Genomic DNA, 19259 nt, shown 5'->3' with positions numbered 1-19259 from the left:
GCTCACACTAACGCTCCTGGTCGTAGGTGCTGTCAGGACCACTGTGGTGAGACCCAGTGGCCTGGCCGTTGTTCGTTTCACTGCCCGCGCTGCGGCCTCGTTCGACGCCGCGGCGCAGGTTGCTCAGCCGGCCCCGGACGTCCTCCGGGGCACGGGAGACCTGAGGGCCTCCCTGGGGGGTGCTCTCGGCGGCGCCCTCGACCAGGTTGGCCTTGGGCACCCGCCGGGGCAGACCGGAGGGGGTCACTCCGCCCGCCTTCGGCTTCTTCAGCTGGGAAGCCTGCTGCCAGCGCTCGTCGTTGGCCGACCGCCAGGTGGCCTCGGCACCGTCCGCGCCGTTGCTCTCCGCGGCGGGCTCCGGAGCCGCGCGGTGCGCGCCGCCCGCGGCGGCACCGCGGCGCGGGAGCCCGGCGTCGGTCAGGTCGTGGACGGCGGACGGGGCCGGTCCCGGACGCTCGAAGCCTACGCGCTCGGCTTCACCCGCGTCAGCGGCCTGCGCGGACTGGGCCGTGGCCGTGTCCGCAGGGTACTGGGCCGGGTAGCCGTTCTGGTAGCCGTCCTGCCGCGGCCAGTCGTCCTGGACCCCGCCGCCCGGCACCGGACGCTCGGGCAGACCGGCCTCGGTGTACCCGTTCTGCGGGTAGCCGCCGTTGCCGTCGGGGGAGTAGGCGTCGCCCTGCGGCAGGCCGCCGTTCGGCGCGTAGTACTGCTCGTCGTACGCCTGCTGCCCGGGTGCCTCGTACGCGGCCTGCTGCTGGCCGGGGTACGGCGCCTGCTGGTCGTAGCCCTGGTCGTAGCCCTGGTCGTAGCCGGGCTGGCCGGCGAACGGGTCCTGGTACGGGGCCGCCTGGCCGTCGGCGGCCGGGTCCTCCGTGCCGGGCGGGGTCTGGGACTCCAGCGCGGCGCGGCGCTCCTCGCGCATCAGGGAGCGGCCGACCGGGTCCAGCTCGCGGATGTCGTCGGGGACGTCCGCGTACCGGCTGTCGTCGAAGCCCAGCTCCGCGGCGGTGCGCAGGGGCGGCTGCTGGGCGAAGTTCTCGCCCTGGAACTGCTGCTCGGGGATGATCTGCGAGACGGTGAAGTCGTCGCGCGCCGGGCCCTCGCCGCCGCCGCCGTGCGTGATGGCGTCCGGGAGCATGACCAGCGAGGTGGTGCCGGCCTGCTCGCCGGAGGGGCGCAGCTGGACCCGGATGCCGTGCCGGTCGGAGAGCCGGCCGACCACGAACAGGCCCATGCGCTGCGAGATCGCGGCGTCCACGGTGGGCGGGTTGGCCAGCTTGTGGTTGATGTCCGCGAAGTCCTCGGCGGTCAGGCCGATGCCCTTGTCGTGGATCTCGACCATCACGCGGCCGTCGGGCAGCCGGGTCGCGGTGACGCGGACCTTGGTCTGCGGGGAGGAGAACGTCGTCGCGTTCTCCAGGAGCTCGGCGAGCAGGTGCACGAGGTCGGTCACGGCACGGCCGTGGATCTCGGCCTCCGGGACCCCGGACAGCTCGATGCGCTCGTACTGCTCCACCTCGGAGGAGGCGGCGCGCAGCACGTCGACCAGCGGGACCGGCTGGTCCCAGCGGCGGCCGGGCTCCTCACCGGCGAGGACCAGCAGGTTCTCGCCGTTGCGGCGCATGCGGGTGGCCAGGTGGTCCAGGCGGAAGAGGCTCTCCAGCTGGTCCGGGTCGGCCTCGTTGTTCTCCAGGTCGGTGATCAGGGTCAGCTGGCCCTCGATCAGCGACTGGTTGCGGCGCGAGAGGTTGGTGAAGATCGCGTTGATGTTGCCCCGCAGCAGGGCCTGCTCGGAGGCGAGCCGGACCGCCTCGCGGTGCACCTGGTCGAAGGCGCGGGCGACCTCGCCGATCTCGTCGGTGGTGGTGATCGGGATCGGGCTGACCCGGGTGTCGACCCGGCCGGGGTCGGTGCGGGAGAGCTGGTCGACCAGGCTCGGCAGCCGCTGCTCGGCGACGCCGAACGCGGCGTTGCGCAGCTGCCGCATGTTGCGGCTCATCTGGCGGGCGACCATGCCGGCCAGGATGAACGCGGCGAGCAGCGCGACGACCACGGCGGCGCCGGTGACGTAGGTGTCCCGCGCGGCGTCGTCGGCTATCGCGGACGCCTCGCTCACGGCCTTGTCGGCCATGTCCGACTCGATCGCGCGGTAGGCGTCGAACTTCAGGGTGGTGACCGCCCACCAGTTGGCCGGCGTGATGCCCTGCTGGGCCAGGGACGCCCGGGCGCCGGTGTCGGTGGAGGACAGCTGGGCCAGCTCGGAGACCATCGTGGTCGGGTTGGCCGGCGGTGCCACGTAGTCGGGGTCCTCGGCCGCGGCCTCCTTGGCCAGGGCCGCGCCGTCCGTCTTGATCTTCGCCTCGGCGTCCTCCAGCTTCTTGGCGTCCGCCTCGGTGCCGCCGCCGAGGTACTCCTCGACGGCTATGCCCTCCAGGTAGGCGTACGAGGAGAGGGCGACGCGCTGGCTGGCCAGGTGGCTGGGCTCCGGACCCGGCTTGGTCAGCATGTGCATGCCGATGGAGCGTTCCAGCGAGAGGGACGCCTTGGTCAGGCCGATCGCGTAGACGGCCCGGCCGTAGGAGGTGATGTTGCCGGTGCCCAGTCCGAGTTCGTTGGCGAACGACATCAGCGGGTGGGCGATCTGGACGTACCCCTCCTCGGTCTCCACGCCCTTGAGCGCGGAGGTGTAGGCGGCGGTGCGCAGCGTCGGCAGGTTGGGCTCCACCTCGCGGAACTGCTGCAAGCGGCGTTCCAGACCGTCCTTGGCGGGCATGTCCCGGGCCGCCTCGTCGAAGGCGTCGGCGGCCCGGTCGGTGGCCTTCCGGGCCTTGGCGACGCTCTCGTCGTCGTCCTTGCCCTGGAGCAGCGGGGCGGCGGAGACGTCCCGCTCGGTGTAGAGGGCGTCGGCGTAGGTGAGGGACGCCCGCACCAGCTTGGCGGTGGACTCGGCGTCCTCGGCGTCCTGCCAGGTGTCCAGGGAGCCCTTCACCTGGAAGCCGCCCATGACGAGGCCGACCAGGACGGGTATGAGCAGGATCGCGTTGAGGCGCGTGCGCACCCGCCAGTTGCGCGGCGACAGGCGTCCGCCGCTGGGCTCGGGGGCGGCCTTGGACTGCGGACCGGGCACGGGAGCGGGCGCCGCTGCGCGCGGCGGCGGGGTGAAGTTGCCCCGGGCCGACGGCTCGGGACTGTTCTTGCTTCGCCTCACTCGACCAACAACCTCTCGGCGGTCGGCACCTGTGTCGTGCCGCAGTGTCTCAGAGCCCAGGACGTCACCTACTCATCCCATACGTATTACTGATGAGTATGTCTTTGACCACCGGGCAGTTCTGGCATTCCAGCACGGCGACCAGCGCTCTTCCAAACACTGTGACGAGAGGATTACATGTGATGTAAGCCCCAGATAAAACGGTCATAAAGAGCGAGCGGCGTCAAATGGCGGGCCGTTCGTGCGCACAGCGGCACCAAATGTGCGCGACGCGTGGCGGCACCACCCGATTCCTCTGCCGAAACGTTATGAACACCGGAGCCGGCCGTGTCCAAGGACACAGCCGGCTTCCCGGTGCCCACGGCAACTTCCCTGTGCCGTTGTCCACTTGTGTCTGCTCGTGGCTGCTTGAGCGTTACCGCAGCCGGGCCATCAGCGCGTGCTCGACCAGCGTGATCAGCGCCGACTTCGCGTCCGCGCGGTGCCGTGCGTCCGTCGTGATGATCGGGGTGTCCGGTCCGATCTGGAGGGCTTCCCGGACCTCGTCCGGGTTGTACGGCTGCTGCCCGTCGAAGCCGTTGAGCGCCACGACGAAGGGAAGGCCGCTGTTCTCGAAGTAGTCGACCGCCGGAAAGCAGTCGGCGAGACGGCGCGTGTCGACCAGCACGACCGCGCCGATGGCGCCGCGCACCAGGTCGTCCCACATGAACCAGAAGCGGTCCTGGCCGGGCGTACCGAAGAGGTACAGGATCAGGTCCTGGTCGAGGGTGATGCGGCCGAAGTCCATGGCGACCGTGGTGGTCGTCTTGTCCCCGGTGTGGGTCAGGTCGTCGATGCCCGCCGACGCGGACGTCATGACGGCCTCGGTGCGCAGCGGGTTGATCTCCGAGACGGCGCCGACGAACGTGGTCTTGCCCACGCCGAAGCCGCCGGCCACCACGATCTTGGCGGAGGTCGTCGCCCGACCCCCGTCAGAGCTTGCGAAGTCCACTGAGCACCCTTTCGAGCAGTGTCACGTCCGGCGCGCCGCCGTTGTTCTCGTCGCCGCCCGGCTGGTGGATGGCGACCAGGCCCGCCTCCGCGAGGTCCGCGACCAGGATCCTGGCCACCCCCAGCGGCATGGCGAGCAGGGCCGACACCTCGGCCACCGACTTCACCTCGCGGCACAGGTGGCAGATGCGCTGGTGCTCGGGGAGCAGCCCCATCAGCGCTGCCGGGTCGGCCGTGGTGCTGATCAGCGCCTCGATGGCGAGCTGATAGCGGGGCCGGGTCCGGCCGCCGGTCATCGCGTAAGGACGTACCAGCGGCTGGTCGCCCTCGTCCTCGTACGGTTCCGCGTACGGATCATGAGAGGCGGTGGGCGGGGTCATGGGTCCTCCGGGCGGGGCGGCATGTCGGTAAGTCAAGCCGTCTGAGGTGGCCGGTGGGGGGTTTTGTGGCGGCCGGACGGTGATTTGGTGAGACGGGTGGTGCCGGGGCCGATCAGTGGAGCAGACTTCCTTGCAGTTCGGCGCGCAGGTCGGGGGTGAGGACGGCGCCCGCGCGGTCGACGAGCAGCGCCATCTCGTAGCCGACGAGGCCGATGTCGCACTCCGGGTGGGCCAGAACGGCCAGGGACGAGCCGTCCGAGACGGACATGAGGAAGAGGAACCCGCGTTCCATCTCCACCACCGTCTGCGCCACGCTGCCGCCCTCGAAGATCCGGGACGCCCCGGCCGTGAGCGAGGTCAGCCCCGAGGCGACGGCCGCGAGCTGGTCGGCGCGGTCACGCGGGAAGCCTTCGGACATCGCCAGAAGGAGTCCGTCGGCGGACACGACGACGGTGTGGGACACCCCGGGGGTGTTGTCCACGAAATTCGTGATCAACCAGTTGAGGTTCTGTGCCGCCTGGCTCATCGGGCTCAACTAACGCTCCTGCTGGTGAGTGGGCCTCGGGAAGTTGCCGGTCTGGCCGCTTCCCGCCTGACGGCCCTGTGCGATACCCCGACGGAGATTGGTCAGCCGGCCGCGCACCTCGTCGGGGGCACGGGAGACCTGCGGACCGCTCTGGTGGGACTGCTGCTGAGCCGTGCCCGGTACGAGGTTCGCACGGGGCACCCGGCGCGGCAGGCCGGAGGTGGTGATACCGCCCGCGGCCGGCTGCCGGACGCGCTCGGCCTGCCGGACGAGTTCGTCGTTGGGCGAGCTGCGCCAGGAAGAGGCGGCGGGACGCTGGGGTGCGGCGGGCTGTGCCGCCTCGGGGGTCTGCTGCTCGGGGGCCTGCGGCGCGTCGCCGCCGGCCTGCCGCTCGCGCCGTTCGCCGCGGAACCAGTTGGTCTCCAGCGTGTCGAACAGCGGCGTACGGCCGTCACCGGGGCCGGTGGCCGGGGGCAGCGCCTCGGGCTCCTGCCGCACGGGCCGCTGCGGACGCTGCAGGTGGGTCCCGCCGAAGCCGTCCCCGCGACCCGCCGACGGCCGCTCGAACTGGCCGGTGGCGGCCGGGTCCTGCGGGGCGTACGGGTCCGCGGGGGCCGGGTCCTGCCGGCCGTACGGGTCCTGGCGGTCGTACGAGTCCTGGCGGTCGTACGGGGCACCGGGCGCCGTGTCCGGCCGGTCGAACCGGCCGGTGGCGGCCGGGTCACGGGGCTCGAAGCCCTGCGACCCGAACGCGTCCTCGTGGGCCGGCGCAGGCCGCTCGAACTGGCCGGTGGCGGCCGGGTCCTGGCGGTCGTACTGCCCGGCCGGCGCCGGAGCCTGGCGGTCGAACTGGCCGGTGGCCGAGGCGTCCTGGCGGCCGTACTGGCCGGTCGTCGACGCGTCCTGCCGGTCGTACCCGCCGGTGCCGTTCAGGTCCTGGCGGTCGAACTGGCCGGTGGCGGCCGGGTCCTGGCGGTCGAACTGGCCGGTGGCGGCCGGGTCCTGGCGGCTCGGGAGGGCGTGCCGGCCCGTGGCCGAGCCGTCCTCGTACGCCTGCGGGGCGCCGAACCGGTCCTGGCCGGCCGGGCCGCCCGCGCCATTCGCTCCGGCGGGCGTGCCGAAGACGTCGGAGCGGACGAACGGGCCGTTGTCCCGTGTCCCGTCCTGGCCGCCGGGGCGGCCGAACGGGTCGGCGGGCGCCGGAGCGTTCCGTTCCGGCGTGGCGTACGGGGAACCGGCGGCGGTGCCCGGCGCGGGCGCGTCGAAGTCCGGGCGGGCGAACTCGGCCGTGGCGGCGGGCCCGTCCTGCTCGCCGGAGCGGCCGATCACGGGCATCTCGGCGGTCGCCGCCGGCCCCTGCCGGTCGTCGATCCGGGGGACGGGCGCGGTGCGGGCGACGTCCGGCTCCTCGTGGCCGCGCGGGGCGTCCAGCGCGGCGCGGTCCACGGACGGCTGCGCGTTCTCGTCGCTCCAGCTGGGTACGCGGGGCTGCGGGTTGCCGCCGGGCAGCTCGGCCCGCGGGCCGCCGCGCGGCGGCAGCTGCGGACGCCGGCCCCGCTCGGACTCGCCCGGGGCGCCGCCCTTGCGCCGGCTGCGCTGCGGTGCGGCGGGCGCGGCGTTGCCGAAGGCGTCCTGGCCCTGCTGCGGCTGCGGCGCGTTCAGACCCGCGGCCTGCAGACCCTGCGGGGCACCCGGCGCCTGACCGGCACCCGCGCCCGCCGGAGCCGGACGGTTCTGCGGGGACTGCGGCGCCGCCGGGGACTGCGGGCCGCGCGCACCGCCCGGTCCGCCCGGCTGTCCGCCGTCCCGGCCGGGCAGCGCGGCGCGCGGCCCCTGACCGGGCGCGAGCCGGGGACCGCCGGGGGCACCCGCGCCGAGCGCGCCGCCGCCCTGGCCGCCGCCCTGGCCGCCGCCGCTGCGCCGGGCCGCCGCGGCACCGGCCGCGGCCTGCGCGGCGGCGGGACCGCCGGTACCGGGCTGACCGGGCTTGCCCTGCGGCTTGCGGCCGCCCTGGGCGACGTCGACGGGCAGCATGACCAGCGCGGTCGTACCGCCGGAGTCGGACGGGCGCAGCTGGATGCGGATGCCGTGGCGCTGCGACAGGCGGCCGACCACGAACAGGCCCATGCGGCGGGAGACGGAGACGTCCACGGTGGGCGGCGAGGCCAGCCGCTCGTTGATCGCGGCGAGGTCCTCGGGGGAGAGGCCGATGCCGGTGTCGTGGATCTCGATCAGCACCCGCCCGTCGGGCAGCGCGTGACCGGTGACCTTGACCTTGGTCTGCGGGGAGGAGAACGACGTCGCGTTCTCCAGCAGCTCGGCGAGCAGGTGCACGAGGTCGTTGACGACCCGGCCGGCGACCTCGGTGGTCGGCACGGAGGCCAGCTCGATGCGCTCGTACTGCTCCACCTCGGAGGCGGCGGCACGGAGCACGTCGACCAGCGGCACCGGACGGGTCCAGCGGCGGCCCGGCTCCTCACCGGCGAGGACGAGGAGGTTCTCACCGTTACGGCGCATGCGCGTCGCGAGGTGGTCGAGCTTGAACAGCGAGGACAGCTGGTCCGGGTCGGCCTCGCGGGACTCCAGTTCGGAGATGAGCGACAGCTGACGCTGGATGAGGCCCTGGGAGCGGCGCGAGAGGTTGGTGAACATCGCGTTGACGTTGCCCCGCAGCAGGGCCTGCTCGGCGGCGAGCCGGACCGCCTCGCGGTGCACGTCGTCGAAGGCCGCGGCCACCTTGCCGATCTCGTCCCGGGAGTGCACGCCGACCGACTCCACGGAGGTGTCGACGTCCTGCGGGTCGGACTCGGAGAGCTGCTTGACCAGCTCGGGCAGCCGGTCGGAGGCGACCCTGGTCGCGGTCTCCTCCAGCCGGCGCAGCGAACGGATCATGGAGCGGGCCACGACGAACGCGCCGACCAGCGAGACACCGAGCACGATCAGGATCAGCGCACCGGAGAGGATCGCCTCGCGCTCCGACTCGCTGCGCAGCGCACGCGCCTGCTGCTCCATGTCCTCCAGCAGCGTGTGCTCGATGTTCGTCATCTGCTGGATCTTGGTGGAGCTGCTGTCCAGCCAGTCCTGGTAGGACTGCTTCTCCATCTCCTCGATGGCGCCCTGGTTGGCGAGGACCCGGCCGGCGTACTTGTCCGCCGCCTCGATCGTCGCGTTGCCCTCCTCGATGGGCTGGAGGAGTTCGGTGGAGCCGCTGCCGTAAATGCTGGCGAAGCTGCGCAGGTCGTAGTCCTGGCTGTCCAGGGCCGCCTCGGCGTACAGCCGGTCGTTCTCGGAGAGGCTGCCGGACGCGTCGTTGCTCGCGGGCAGCGCCGCCGCGATGACGGCCCGCTGCACCGAGGCGTACTCCTTGGCGGACGAGAACGCCGACAGCGCGCGGGTGCGCTGGATCATCTCCGGGTTGCTGGTCGCCTCGGCCATGTCCTGGGAGAGGTCCAGGAGGTGGGTGATCAGGCGGTGGTAGGCGTCGACGGTCTGCGTCGAGTTGCGCGGGTCCTCGTAGGCCGAGTTGCGGATCTTGCTCAGGCCGTTGAGCTCGCTGGCGAGACCGACGACCGTGTCGCGCACGCCTTGGAGGTTGCCGTCCTTGCTGGCGGCGTCGATCTCCTCGGAGCCGTCGATGAAGTTGGCCAGGGCCCGGTCGGTCTTCTCCCGGTCGCCCTTCACCGCGGACGCGCTGGAGGAGGAGTTGTGCGCCAGCGGACCCGCCGACTTGTCCCGCTCCTCCTGGAGCGCGGCGGCCAGCTCGGTGGCCCGCGCGGTCATCTCCGTCAGCAGCTTCATGTTGTCGAGCTGCTGGATGTTGTCCATGGAGTCGCTGATGCGCAGGGCACCCAGCGAGGTCGCCGCGACGACCGGGAGCGCCAGCAGGGACACCAGGCGGGTGGAGATACGCCAGTTGCGCAGGGCTATGCGGGAGCCGGGGCCGCTCGGGCCCTTCGCGGGCTTCGCCGCCGCCTGGCCCTCCGCACCGGACGCGCCGGACGTGCCGCCGGGCGCGCCGGAGGCACCGGGCGTGCCGGAGGTCCCCGCGGGGCCGCCCCGTCCGGAGCGTTCGCCGCCGGGGCCGGACGCGGCCGGGCCCGAGGCACCCTTTTGGGCGTGCTGGGCGTGCTGGGGAGAGGAGCTGCCTGTCATGGGGCCAGTCCCACCCTGCGCCTGCGGCTCCGCCGAAGCGCTGCCATCCCTCTTGAAACGTCCCTGCACTAGCGTCGCAACCTCTGGACCAGGCACCCCTCCGCGTGAACGGCGAGGCACGGTGTCGGCGTCTCGGGGGCGCCCTGAATACGCCCCCTGATGGTCGTGAGTAACCGGCGCCGGTTCCCCCTCTTGCCGCCACTCGGCGCTTCGGTGCGCCCCCCGTGTGCCGGCTCGATCCTGCGGCGGTCCGTGGAATTCCAGCACAGTGCAGGATCTCCAACAAGGGCCATGGGAGAGCCCGCGACCGGCGTGACAGCACGTGAGGGCCGGGTCACCGGACGTAGAGAGTGGTCGACGGCAAAACGGGCGTATGACCACGAGTCATCGGTCCCCGGCGGGTGTCCCAGTCGCCATGATCAGGAGCGGAATGGTCGCTTCAGGGGGGCAATGTCCGTTTCCTGGCGGCAGGGTGGGGGTCTGCTTTGACCGCTTTGCCCCTTGCTCAGTGAGGAAACTCACACGGTTGCCATGAGTCCTTCACGTCTTCGGTGGGGAATCGCGTGTTTAGCCTGGCGCTTTACAGAGAAGGCAAATCCGACAACCCGCGCCCGCGCGAGGCCCTTCCGGGCCGCCCCGGCGCCCGCACCCCATGAGGCTCGTACCACCGTGAAGACGACGATGATGTTCCACAAGATCGCCAATCCGCGCCGCACGACGCTGGTCCACCTGAAGGACGCCGGCGAACTGCGGGCCCCGGAGCAGCCGGAGCACGCCGTCGAGCTGCCCACCCAGACCGCCAACCCCCGGCGCACCATCCTCATGGAGATCCCCGCCTCGGCCACCCCGGCCGAGTAGCACGCCGGCCCGAGCGGCGGTGATGCGCGAGGCACCCGCCCCTTGCCGCGTTAGCCTGGAGCGTCAGACTCCAGCCGCATCAGTCAAGGGGCCAAGCAACCCGTGCGCATCGCCAGGTTCTCCATCGACGGGAACGTCGCCTTCGGCGCGGTCGAGGGCGACCAGCCGGACCAGCTCGTCCTCGACATCATCAAGGGCATCCCGTTCGCGGACTTCGAGCTCTCCGGCACGAAGGTCCCGCTGAGCAAGGTCCGGCTGCTGCCGCCGGTGCTCCCCAACAAGGTCGTCGCCTTCGGCCGCAACTACGCCGAGCACGCCAGGGAGCTGGGCAACGAGGTGCCCGACGCCCCGTTCGCCTTCTTCAAGCCGTCCACCTCGGTCACCGGCCCCGGCGACGACATCCAGTACCCCTCCTTCTCGCAGGAACTGCACCACGAGGCCGAGCTGGCCGTGGTCATCGGCCGCATGTGCCGCGAGGTCCCGCGCGAGCGCGTCGCCGACGTCATCCTCGGCTACACCTGCGCCAACGACGTCACCGCCCGCGACGTCCAGCGCCGCGAGAAGCAGTGGGCCCGGGCCAAGGGCTTCGACACCTCCTGCCCGCTCGGGCCCTGGGTGGAGACGGACATCGACCTCGCCCGCGCCGCCGACCTGACGATCCAGCTCACCGTCAACGGGCAGCAGCGCCAGCTCGGCCGCACCAGCGAGATGATCCACTCCATCGAGGACCTGGTCGTCAACGTCACCGAGGCGATGACCCTGCTCCCCGGCGACGTGATCCTCACCGGCACCCCGGCCGGGGTCGGCCCCCTCAACGTCGGCGACGAGGTCGCCGTCACCATCGAAGGCATCGGCACTCTCACCAACAAGGTTGTCAAGCGTGGCTAGCGCAGCGTCGTCCCCCGTACGCGTCCGTTTCTGTCCCTCGCCCACCGGTAACCCCCACGTGGGCCTGGTCCGCACCGCCCTGTTCAACTGGGCCTTCGCGCGCCACCACCAGGGCACTCTGGTCTTCCGCATCGAGGACACCGACGCCGCCCGCGACAGCGAGGAGTCCTACGACCAGCTCCTCGACTCGATGCGCTGGCTCGGCTTCGACTGGGACGAGGGCCCCGAGGTCGGCGGCCCGCACGCGCCGTACCGCCAGTCGCAGCGCATGGACATCTACCGGGACGTCGCCCAGAAGCTCCTGGACGCCGGTCACGCCTACCGCTGCTACTGCTCCCAGGAGGAGCTGGACACCCGCCGCGAGGCCGCCCGCGCCGCCGGCAAGCCCTCCGGCTACGACGGCCACTGCCGCGAGCTGACCGCCGCGCAGGTCGAGGAGTACGAGGCCCAGGGCCGCACGCCGATCGTCCGCTTCCGGATGCCCGACGAGGCGATCACCTTCACCGACCTGGTCCGCGGCGAGATCACCTACCTGCCGGAGAACGTCCCGGACTACGGCATCGTCCGCGCCAACGGCGCCCCGCTGTACACGCTGGTCAACCCGGTCGACGACGCCCTGATGGAGATCACCCACGTCCTGCGCGGCGAGGACCTGCTCTCCTCCACCCCCCGCCAGATCGCCCTGTACAAGGCGCTGATCGAGCTGGGCGTCGCCAAGGAGATCCCCGCCTTCGGCCACCTGCCGTACGTGATGGGCGAGGGCAACAAGAAGCTCTCCAAGCGCGACCCGCAGTCGTCCCTGAACCTCTACCGCGAGCGCGGCTTCCTCCCCGAGGGCCTGCTCAACTACCTCTCCCTGCTCGGCTGGTCCCTCTCCGCCGACCAGGACATCTTCACCATCGACGAGATGGTCGCCGCCTTCGACGTCAAGGACGTCAACCCCAACCCGGCCCGCTTCGACCTCAAGAAGTGCGAGGCCATCAACGGCGACCACATCCGCATGCTGGAGGCGAAGGACTTCGCCGAGCGCTGCCGCCCGTGGCTGAAGCCGCCCTTCGCCCCCTGGGCGCCGGAGGACTTCGACGAGACCAAGTGGCAGGCGATCGCCCCGCACGCGCAGACCCGCCTGAAGGTCCTCTCCGAGATCACCGACAACGTCGACTTCCTGTTCCTGCCGGAGCCGGTCTTCGACGAGGCGAGCTGGACCAAGGCGATGAAGGAGGGCTCCGACGCCCTGCTGCGCACCGCCCGCGAGAAGCTGGACGCGGCGGACTGGAGCTCCCCGGAGTCCCTCAAGGAGGCCGTCCTGGCCGCCGGCGAGGCCCACGGCCTCAAGCTCGGCAAGGCCCAGGCCCCGGTCCGCGTCGCCGTCACCGGCCGCACGGTCGGCCTGCCGCTCTTCGAGTCCCTGGAGGTCCTGGGCAAGGAGAAGGCGCTGACCAGGATCGACGCGGCGCTGGCACGGCTCGCGTCCTGACGCCCGTACGCCGGACAGGGGCGGCAGACCGTGACGGCACGGTCTGCCGCCCCTCGCCGTACCCCGGTACCGTCGGGAACATGACGATCGAAGCCGTGGTCTGGGACGTCGACGACACCCTCTTCGACTACACCTCCGCGGACCGCGAGGGCATGCGCGCCCACCTCGTGGCCGAGGGGCTGCTCGACCGGTACGGGAGCGCCGAGGAGGCCCTGACCCAGTGGCGGGCGGTCACCGACGCCCAGTGGGCCCGGTTCGCGGCCGGCGAGGTCGACTTCCCCACCCAGCGGCGCGACCGCACCCGGGTCTTCCTGGACCGCCCGGAGCTGACCGACACCGAGGCCGACGGCTGGTTCGACCGCTACCTGGCGCACTACGAGGCCGCCTGGGCCCTCTTCCCGGACGTCCTGCCCGTCCTCGACGCCCTCGCCGCCAGCCACCGGCACGCCGTGCTCTCCAACTCCAGCCTCACCGTCCAGGACCGCAAACTGCGCGTCCTCGGCGTCCACGACCGCTTCGAGGCCATCCTGTGCGCCGCCGAGCTGGGCGTCTCCAAGCCCGATCCCGGCGCCTTCCTGGCGGCCTGCGAGGCGCTCTCCCTCGCTCCGGAGCAGGTCGCCTACGTCGGCGACCACCCGGAGATCGACGGCCGGGGCGCCGCCGACGCCGGGCTGCTGTCGGTCTGGCTCGACCGGGGCGGCGTGTACGCGACCGTCGACCCGCCCGTCGGCCCGCGCCGCATCGCGTCCCTCGCGGAACTCCCCTCGCTCCTCGGTGGGGATACTCGTTTTGGAGCCCCGTCCACCTTCGGGTAATGTTCTTCCTGCGCCGCCGGGGAGCGGGCCGAAAGGCCGGAACCGAAAGCGCGAAACTAGAACAAGATCCCCAGCACGGGGCTTGCGTTCCAGTGGCCTATGGTGTAATTGGCAGCACGACTGATTCTGGTTCAGTTAGTCTTGGTTCGAGTCCAGGTAGGCCAGCTCGCAGAGCTCATCTGCAAAGCCCCCGTTGTGTAGCGGCCTAGCACGCTGCCCTCTCAAGGCAGTAGCGCCGGTTCGAATCCGGTCGGGGGTACGGTGATCCACTTCATGGTGATCGCTAGGGCCCCCGTTGTGTAGCGGCCTAGCACGCCGCCCTCTCAAGGCGGTAGCGCCGGTTCGAATCCGGTCGGGGGTACTGTCTGGTCTAAACCACATTGGTCTATGGTGTAATTGGCAGCACGACTGATTCTGGTTCAGTTAGTCTTGGTTCGAGTCCAGGTAGACCAGCTCGGACCTGCGGAAACGCAGGATCCACGCCCCCGTTGTGTAGCGGCCTAGCACGCCGCCCTCTCAAGGCGGTAGCGCCGGTTCGAATCCGGTCGGGGGTACGGGACGACGGCTCCTCGCCTCAGCGGAAACGCTTGAGGCGGGGGGCCGTTTTCGTTGTGCGGCGGGTGCGGGTTCGTCGCGCTCGCTCGCGCCCGCGCGGCGAAGCCGCCCAGGTCACAGCCCCGCGCCCCTGGCGGGGCGTGCACTCAAGGTCGGCCGCGGCGTTGGGGCCGACCCTGGTGTCGTCAGCTGGAGCGGCGCAGGGCCTCCGACAGGCGGCCGGCGGCATCGATGACGGCCTGGGCGTGCATCCGGCCCGGGTGGCGGCTGAGGCGCTCGATGGGGCCGGAGACGGAGACGGCGGCCACCACGCGGTTGGACGGGCCGCGCACCGGCGCGGACACCGAGGCGACGCCCGGCTCGCGCTCGCCGATGGACTGGGCCCAGCCCCGGCGCCGTACGCCGGACAAGGCGGTCGCCGTGAAGCGGGCGCCCTGCAGGCCGCGGTGCAGCCGCTCGGGCTCCTCCCAGGCCATGAGGATCTGGGCGGACGAACCGGCCTTCATCGTGAGCGTGGACCCGACCGGCACCGTGTCCCGCAGGCCGGACAGCCGCTCCGCCGCGGCGACGCAGATGCGCATGTCGCCCTGGCGGCGGTAGAGCTGGGCGCTCTCGCCCGTCACGTCACGGAGGTGGGTGAGCACCGGGCCCGCCGTGGCGAGCAGCCGGTCCTCGCCGGCCGCGGCGGCCAGCTCCGACAGGCGCGGGCCGAGGATGAAGCGGCCCTGCATGTCGCGCGCCACCATACGGTGGTGCTCCAGCGCCACGGCCAGGCGGTGGGCCGTGGGTCGTGCCAGTCCGGTCGCACCGACCAACCCCGCGAGGGTGGCCGGACCGGACTCCAGAGCGCTCAGGACGAGGGCCGCCTTGTCCAGAACGCCGACGCCGCTACTGTTGTCCATGCAACGATACTCGCGTCTCACTCTGTGAAACGCAAGTTCAATTTTCCGTGGAACGCGCCACTCTGGAAGGCACCAAGTCACAACGGCCCGTGACGTAAGGGCCTGGTGGCGGTTGCCCGGAAACCGGGGCGCGGGCGCCGCTTCCTCAAGATCTCTAGTTGGGCCGGCGAGCCGTTGCCGGCCGGAGGGAAAGCGATGGGTAGGACACTCGCGGAGAAGGTCTGGGACGACCACGTCGTCCGGCGCGCAGAGGGCGAGCCCGACCTCCTCTTCATCGATCTGCACCTGCTGCACGAGGTGACCAGCCCACAGGCCTTCGACGGCCTCCGCAAGAGCGGCCGCAGCGTGCGGCGGCTCGACCTGACCATCGCCACCGAGGACCACAACACCCCGACCCTCGACATCGACAAGCCGATCGCCGACCCGGTCTCCCGGGTCCAGCTGGAGACGCTGCGCAAGAACTGCGCGGACTTCGGCGTCCGGCTGCACCCGCTGGGCGACGTCGAGCAGGGCGTCGTGCACGTCGTCGGACCGCAGCTCGGTCTGACCCAGCCCGGCACCACCGTGGTCTGCGGCGACTCGCACACCTCGACGCACGGTGCCTTCGGCGCGCTGGCCTTCGGCATCGGCACCTCCCAGGTGGAGCACGTGCTGGCCACCCAGACGCTGCCGATGGTCCGCCCGAAGACCATGGCGATCACGGTCAACGGCGAGCTGCCCGACGGCGTCACCGCCAAGGACCTGATCCTCGCGATCATCGCGAAGATCGGTACCGGTGGCGGCCAGGGCTACGTCCTGGAGTACCGCGGCGAGGCCATCGAGAAGCTCTCGATGGAGGCCCGCATGACCATCTGCAACATGTCGATCGAGGCCGGCGCCCGCGCGGGCATGATCGCCCCCGACGAGACCACCTTCGCCTACCTCAAGGGCCGCCCGCACGCCCCCGAGGGCGCGGACTGGGACGCGGCGGTCGCGTACTGGAAGACGCTGCGCACCGACGACGACGCCGAGTTCGACGCCGAGGTGGTCATCGAGGCCGCCGAGCTGTCGCCGTTCGTCACCTGGGGCACCAACCCCGGCCAGGGCGCGCCGCTTTCGGCCGTCGTCCCCGACCCGGCTTCGTACGAAGACGCTTCGGAGCGCTTCGCCGCCGAAAAGGCCCTGGAGTACATGGGGTTGGAGGCCGGGCAGCCGCTGCGGTCCATCAAGGTGGACACCGTCTTCGTAGGTTCCTGCACCAACGGCCGCATCGAGGACCTGCGCGCCGCCGCCGAGATCGTCAAGGGCCGCAAAGTCGCCGACGGCGTACGGATGCTGGTCGTCCCGGGCTCCGCGCGGGTCGGTCTGCAGGCCGTCTCCGAGGGCCTGGACGCGGTCTTCAAGGAGGCCGGGGCCGAATGGCGGCACGCGGGCTGCTCGATGTGCCTGGGCATGAACCCCGACCAGCTCGCCCCCGGTGAGCGCTCCGCCTCCACCTCCAACCGCAACTTCGAGGGCCGGCAGGGCAAGGGCGGGCGTACCCACCTGGTGTCCCCGCAGGTCGCCGCCGCGACCGCCGTCACGGGGCACCTCGCCTCCCCGGCCGACCTCGCCGCCGCCGACGCCCTCACGCCCGCTGGAGTCTGATCAGCCATGGAAGCATTCACCACGCACACCGGCCGGGCCGTCCCGCTGCGCCGCAGCAACGTGGACACCGACCAGATCATCCCCGCGCACTGGCTCAAGAAGGTGACCCGGGACGGGTTCGAGGACGGGCTGTTCGAGGCCTGGCGCAAGGACGAGACCTTCGTCCTCAACCAGCCCGAGCGGCAGGGCGCGACCGTACTGGTCGCCGGCCCCGACTTCGGTACCGGTTCCTCCCGCGAGCACGCGGTGTGGGCGCTGCAGAACTACGGCTTCAAGGCCGTGATCTCCTCCCGCTTCGCCGACATCTTCCGCGGCAACTCGCTGAAGAACGGCCTGCTCACCGTGGTCCTCGACCAGCAGACCGTGGACGCGCTGTGGGAGCTGACGGAGAACGACCCGCAGGCCGAGGTCACGGTCGACCTGGAGACCCGCGAGGTGCGCGCCGAGGGCATCACCGCCGCCTTCGAGCTGGACGAGAACTCCCGCTGGCGGCTGCTGAACGGGCTGGACGACATCTCCATCACGCTCCAGAACGAGCAGGACATCGCCGCGTACGAGGCGAAGCGCCCGTCGTTCAAGCCGCGGACGGTCCAGGTCTGACCCCGAGGCCGTAGCGAGGTCGACTTTCGGCCACCCGCAGACACTCCCCGTACCCCCGATCGGACCGATCGGGGGTACGGCCGTGTCGGGGCCCGGGCGGTGTCCTGCGAGGCGGCAACTTCCCACGTTACGCAGGTGGTTGGCGGGGTACGTGAGTCATCGGACGGCCTCCTGGGCGGCGGCCCGAGGGGGCGTGTGGGGCGGCAGTTGCCCCCTGCGCAGGCGACAACTCGCCCCAGATGGCACAATCTGTGCATGGAACACGACGGCCAACTCCAGCTCTATGCGGCGGTCGCGTCCCGGCTCAAGGAAGCGCACACAAGAGTGCGCGCACTGCAAGTCCCGGAGGGCGTACGGATGGCGCTGACCCGGAAGCTGCTGGTCATTACGGCCGCGGCCAAGCACGATCCCGCCGGTGCGGCAAGGCGTCTGGAGCGGTTCACGGAGGATCTCGACGATGGTCGGTTCTCCGACGGGCAACGCTGAACAGGCCGGGACAGTCGAGTCCGTTGCGGCACAAGGGTGATTAGCCCGTTTCGTGTTTGATTTGCGGTATATATCTGCCTAACGTGCGAAAAAGCTTGAACATTCTCGTTCTGGCGAGGTCTCCGAAGGGGAAGACGTGAACAAGGCGCAGCTCGTAGAAGCGATTGCCGACAAGATGGGGGGGCGGCAGCAGGCCGCCGACGCCGTCGACGCGGTTCTGGACGCCATCGTCCGCGCGGTGGTCGCGGGCGACCGGGTCTCGGTCACCGGATTCGGTTCCTTCGAGAAGGTCGACCGCCCGGCACGCTACGCCCGTAACCCTCAGACGGGCGAGCGGGTTCGGGTCAAGAAGACCTCCGTTCCGCGCTTCCGCGCCGGTCAGGGCTTCAAGGACCTGGTCAGCGGCTCGAAGAAGCTCCCGAAGAACGACATCGCGGTCAAGAAGGCGCCCAAGGGCAGCCTCTCCGGCCCGCCGCCCACCATCTCCAAGGCCGCCGGCAAGAAGGCCGCCGCCAAGAAGACGACGGCCGCGGGCAAGAAGGCCGCCGCCAAGAAGACCACGGGCGCGGCGAAGAAGACGGCCACGGCGGCGAAGAAGACCACGACCACGGCGAAGACCGCCGCCAAGAAGGCCCCCGCGAAGAAGTCGGCCGGCACCACGGCGAAGAAGACCACCGCGCAGACGGCCCCGGCGAAGAAGGCCACGGCCAAGAAGGCGCCGGCCAAGAAGTCGACCGCGCGCAAGACCACCGCCAAGAAGGCCACCGCACGCAAGAAGTGACGGGCGGCGGCACCCAGGGCACTCACACGCCGGGCCGGACTCCCTCGGGAGTCCGGCCCGCGGCCTGTTCCGGAGTGCCGCTCAGAGCGTGATCAGCGTGATCAGCGTGATCCGCGGGCCCTCGCCCGGCCCCCGCGACCCCTCGGTCTCGATCCGCACCCGCTGCCCGGGCCGTAGCAGCCGCAGGCCGCCCGCGTCGAACGCCGCCGCGTCGAACGGCACCGGAGTGCCGTCGTCCAGCAGCACCTGCCCGCTGCGGCTGTCGGGGTCGTACGTGTAAGCGGTCGCCTGCATGACGGCAGCCTACTGCTCGGCGATCAGCAGCCGCGCCGCGGCCGCGGCCGTCCGCGGCCCCACCCCCAGCGCCAGCGCGGCGCGCAGATCCTCGCCGGTGTCGACGTCCTGGCGTACGGAATCCACCGCGTCGAGCCCGAGTTCCACCGCCCCCGACGCGCGATGTCCGCGGCGGGAATCCGGGCCGAAGAACGGGTCCAGCGCGCGGCCCGGGGCGGCGGCCAGCAGCGTCGTGCCGAGCGCGGCCGCGTCCGGCAGAAAAGAACGCGGGAATTGCGCCGCCGCATTCAGTACCCGGGCCAATTCGGCCGGCCGGAGCGCCGGGAGATCGGCGTTCAGCGCCGCCACCGGACTTCCGGGGCGCGCGGCCCGTACGGCCGCCGCCGCGTGGGCCAGGGCCGTGTTCAGGCCGCCGCCCGGCTCGTCGGAGACGACGCCGGCGCCGAGCGCGGCCAGCTCCCGACCCGCCCGGGAATCGTCCGTGACGACTGCCACATCCGCCACCGCCGGGCAGGACAGCGCCGCCGCCACGGTGTCCAGGGCGAACGCCAGCGCGAGGTCCGGCCGTACCGCGTCGTCCGCCGTGTCCGACAGCCTGCTCTTGGCCCGGGCCAAGGGCTTCACGGGCACGACCAAGGTCCACTGCACAGGCGATCCGTCCCTCTCTTGTCGCGCTCATTGTCACCCGGGGGCAGTGGTCACCGGGTGGCCGGGGCGTACC

At 71.6% G+C, this 19259-nt stretch carries 16 protein-coding genes and 5 tRNA genes; 13 read left to right on the top strand and 8 right to left on the bottom strand.

Annotated elements, in window-relative coordinates:
* Nucleotides 1-7: 7 nt before the first annotated feature.
* The 5 genes from ACIQR3_RS30795 to ACIQR3_RS30775 all read right to left on the bottom strand — a co-directional run bounded on the left by ACIQR3_RS30795 (nucleotide 8) and on the right by ACIQR3_RS30775 (nucleotide 9325).
* Nucleotides 8-3208 carry a nitrate- and nitrite sensing domain-containing protein gene (locus ACIQR3_RS30795; protein ID WP_403543913.1) on the bottom strand — a complete coding sequence of 1067 codons (3201 nt, stop codon included), beginning with the start codon at nucleotides 3206-3208 and terminating at the stop codon, nucleotides 8-10.
* Nucleotides 3209-3623: 415 nt separating this feature from the next.
* Nucleotides 3624-4199: an ATP/GTP-binding protein gene (locus ACIQR3_RS30790; RefSeq protein WP_215170007.1), complete on the bottom strand. Its 576-nt coding sequence runs from the start codon at nucleotides 4197-4199 to the stop codon at nucleotides 3624-3626.
* A complete protein-coding gene (locus ACIQR3_RS30785; RefSeq protein ID WP_003973454.1) occupies nucleotides 4180-4578 on the bottom strand; it encodes a DUF742 domain-containing protein in 399 nt (132 codons plus the stop codon). Before ACIQR3_RS30785 ends, ACIQR3_RS30790 begins: the two co-directional genes overlap by 20 nt.
* A gap of 112 nt (nucleotides 4579-4690) precedes the next feature.
* Nucleotides 4691-5104, bottom strand: coding sequence for a roadblock/LC7 domain-containing protein (locus tag ACIQR3_RS30780; protein ID WP_003993189.1), 414 nt, complete (start codon nucleotides 5102-5104; stop codon nucleotides 4691-4693).
* Nucleotides 5105-5113: 9 nt separating this feature from the next.
* Nucleotides 5114-9325 (bottom strand): nitrate- and nitrite sensing domain-containing protein, encoded by a 4212-nt coding sequence (locus ACIQR3_RS30775; RefSeq protein ID WP_403543912.1) that lies wholly within the window; start codon nucleotides 9323-9325, stop codon nucleotides 5114-5116.
* 600 nt (nucleotides 9326-9925) lie between these two features.
* On the opposite strand from ACIQR3_RS30775, the gene ACIQR3_RS30770 reads away from it, so the two are divergent.
* The 9 genes from ACIQR3_RS30770 (at nucleotide 9926) to ACIQR3_RS30730 (ending at nucleotide 13848) form a co-directional block, all read left to right on the top strand.
* Complete coding sequence (locus ACIQR3_RS30770; protein WP_309032541.1) at nucleotides 9926-10114, top strand: hypothetical protein; 189 nt, start codon at nucleotides 9926-9928, stop codon at nucleotides 10112-10114.
* A 102-nt stretch (nucleotides 10115-10216) separates the two neighbouring features.
* On the top strand, nucleotides 10217-11002 hold the full coding sequence (locus tag ACIQR3_RS30765; protein WP_215170013.1) for a fumarylacetoacetate hydrolase family protein: 786 nt from the start codon (nucleotides 10217-10219) through the stop codon (nucleotides 11000-11002).
* Nucleotides 10995-12479, top strand: a complete 1485-nt coding sequence (gltX, locus tag ACIQR3_RS30760; protein ID WP_403543911.1) for a glutamate--tRNA ligase — start codon at nucleotides 10995-10997, stop codon at nucleotides 12477-12479. Before ACIQR3_RS30765 ends, gltX begins: the two co-directional genes overlap by 8 nt.
* Nucleotides 12480-12559: 80 nt before the next feature.
* Complete coding sequence (locus tag ACIQR3_RS30755; protein WP_403543910.1) at nucleotides 12560-13294, top strand: HAD family hydrolase; 735 nt, start codon at nucleotides 12560-12562, stop codon at nucleotides 13292-13294.
* Nucleotides 13295-13387: 93 nt separating this feature from the next.
* Nucleotides 13388-13459, top strand: a tRNA-Gln gene (locus ACIQR3_RS30750).
* A gap of 21 nt (nucleotides 13460-13480) precedes the next feature.
* Nucleotides 13481-13553, top strand: a tRNA-Glu gene (locus ACIQR3_RS30745).
* A 29-nt stretch (nucleotides 13554-13582) separates the two neighbouring features.
* Nucleotides 13583-13655: transfer RNA gene (locus ACIQR3_RS30740), tRNA-Glu, on the top strand.
* A 20-nt stretch (nucleotides 13656-13675) separates the two neighbouring features.
* Nucleotides 13676-13747, top strand: a tRNA-Gln gene (locus ACIQR3_RS30735).
* Between the two features lie 28 nt (nucleotides 13748-13775).
* A tRNA-Glu gene (locus tag ACIQR3_RS30730) sits at nucleotides 13776-13848 on the top strand.
* A gap of 186 nt (nucleotides 13849-14034) precedes the next feature.
* Here ACIQR3_RS30730 and ndgR read toward each other — a convergent pair.
* Entirely contained in the window at nucleotides 14035-14751 is a 717-nt protein-coding gene (gene ndgR / locus ACIQR3_RS30725; RefSeq protein ID WP_215170018.1) for an IclR family transcriptional regulator NdgR, read from the bottom strand.
* A gap of 195 nt (nucleotides 14752-14946) precedes the next feature.
* Between ndgR and leuC the strand changes: the two genes are divergently transcribed.
* The 4 genes from leuC (at nucleotide 14947) to ACIQR3_RS30705 (ending at nucleotide 18244) form a co-directional block, all read left to right on the top strand.
* A complete protein-coding gene (gene leuC / locus ACIQR3_RS30720; RefSeq protein ID WP_403543909.1) occupies nucleotides 14947-16377 on the top strand; it encodes a 3-isopropylmalate dehydratase large subunit in 1431 nt (476 codons plus the stop codon).
* A gap of 6 nt (nucleotides 16378-16383) precedes the next feature.
* The gene (leuD, locus tag ACIQR3_RS30715; RefSeq protein WP_403543908.1) at nucleotides 16384-16977 is read left to right on the top strand and encodes a 3-isopropylmalate dehydratase small subunit; all 594 of its coding nucleotides are present in this window, start codon (nucleotides 16384-16386) and stop codon (nucleotides 16975-16977) included.
* Between the two features lie 255 nt (nucleotides 16978-17232).
* Nucleotides 17233-17463 carry a hypothetical protein gene (locus ACIQR3_RS30710; protein ID WP_403543907.1) on the top strand — a complete coding sequence of 77 codons (231 nt, stop codon included), beginning with the start codon at nucleotides 17233-17235 and terminating at the stop codon, nucleotides 17461-17463.
* Nucleotides 17464-17599: 136 nt separating this feature from the next.
* The gene (locus ACIQR3_RS30705; protein ID WP_215170026.1) at nucleotides 17600-18244 is read left to right on the top strand and encodes an HU family DNA-binding protein; all 645 of its coding nucleotides are present in this window, start codon (nucleotides 17600-17602) and stop codon (nucleotides 18242-18244) included.
* 81 nt (nucleotides 18245-18325) lie between these two features.
* Here the strand turns inward: ACIQR3_RS30705 and ACIQR3_RS30700 are convergent, their stop codons facing one another.
* Nucleotides 18326-18538 (bottom strand): hypothetical protein, encoded by a 213-nt coding sequence (locus ACIQR3_RS30700; RefSeq protein WP_403543906.1) that lies wholly within the window; start codon nucleotides 18536-18538, stop codon nucleotides 18326-18328.
* 9 nt (nucleotides 18539-18547) lie between these two features.
* A complete protein-coding gene (gene cofC, locus ACIQR3_RS30695) occupies nucleotides 18548-19186 on the bottom strand; it encodes a 2-phospho-L-lactate guanylyltransferase (protein ID WP_403543905.1) in 639 nt (212 codons plus the stop codon).
* Between the last annotated feature and the right edge of the window lie 73 nt (nucleotides 19187-19259).

Origin of the sequence: Streptomyces sp. NPDC090994 (assembly GCF_044768905.1) — a bacterium.
Classification (GTDB): Bacteria; Actinomycetota; Actinomycetes; order Streptomycetales; family Streptomycetaceae; genus Streptomyces.
Note: the sequence above shows the minus strand (reverse complement) of the source record. Positions and strands in the feature narration are given on the sequence as shown.

Coding starts and splice junctions, on each gene's coding strand:
- ACIQR3_RS30785 (WP_003973454.1), bottom strand. CDS start 4,578: ATGACCCCGCCCACCGCCTCTCATGATCCGTACGCGGAACCGTACGAG.
- ACIQR3_RS30780 (WP_003993189.1), bottom strand. CDS start 5,104: ATGAGCCAGGCGGCACAGAACCTCAACTGGTTGATCACGAATTTCGTG.
- ACIQR3_RS30755 (WP_403543910.1), top strand. CDS start 12,560: ATGACGATCGAAGCCGTGGTCTGGGACGTCGACGACACCCTCTTCGAC.
- ndgR (WP_215170018.1), bottom strand. CDS start 14,751: ATGGACAACAGTAGCGGCGTCGGCGTTCTGGACAAGGCGGCCCTCGTC.
- leuC (WP_403543909.1), top strand. CDS start 14,947: ATGGGTAGGACACTCGCGGAGAAGGTCTGGGACGACCACGTCGTCCGG.
- leuD (WP_403543908.1), top strand. CDS start 16,384: ATGGAAGCATTCACCACGCACACCGGCCGGGCCGTCCCGCTGCGCCGC.
- ACIQR3_RS30710 (WP_403543907.1), top strand. CDS start 17,233: ATGGAACACGACGGCCAACTCCAGCTCTATGCGGCGGTCGCGTCCCGG.
- ACIQR3_RS30700 (WP_403543906.1), bottom strand. CDS start 18,538: ATGCAGGCGACCGCTTACACGTACGACCCCGACAGCCGCAGCGGGCAG.